Source organism: Bartonella sp. AA89HNZF, from assembly GCF_042196905.1.
In the GTDB taxonomy this organism is placed as follows: Bacteria; Pseudomonadota; Alphaproteobacteria; order Rhizobiales; family Rhizobiaceae; genus Bartonella.
The window spans coordinates 1-508 of sequence record NZ_JBHIRD010000150.1 but is presented as its reverse complement, the minus strand read 5'-3'; the positions used below and the strand labels follow the sequence as shown (position 1 = coordinate 508).

Here is a 508-nt window from a genome sequence, read left to right as displayed (position 1 = left end):
TTATCCATATGGATGAAAGTGATGCCCCCAATTTGCCTAAAGCAGAGACAGCAGCCGAAACATCTGAAAAGAACGAACAAGAAGAAGAGAAAAAAGGCGGTGTTATTGCAAGCTATCATGATATTCGCACTGGTGAAAAAAAAGAAGTCAAGGTTGGAAAACCAACGTTTCATGAACTCAAATATACCTACCACAATCAATCAGAAGCTGTTGCAGCCATTGCGGCTTATCGCAATAAATCATCGCGTGGGAAATCTTCTTTCTCATGTGATATCGGTGGTGATCCGTTTGTACAAGCAGAAGCAAAGCTTGTTCAGCAGCCCCCTTTCCGCCCCTATATTCCAGCAGAATGGCGCATCAAAAGCGTTAAAAACAAGCTTGATAAAACGGGTGGTTACACTACAAAAATAGATTGCGAGCTTTTTGATGAAGCCCAAGAAAACACAGCTGGAAACGTTGCAAACACCACACCAGACAAAGATGATACCCTTGACCCAAACGCCCCACC

Annotated in this window: 1 pseudogene; it reads left to right on the top strand. The window is 43.3% G+C overall.

What is annotated here, in order from left to right:
- A pseudogene (locus ACFIN0_RS10220) lies at window positions 1-508 on the top strand (late control protein); the annotation flags it as partial.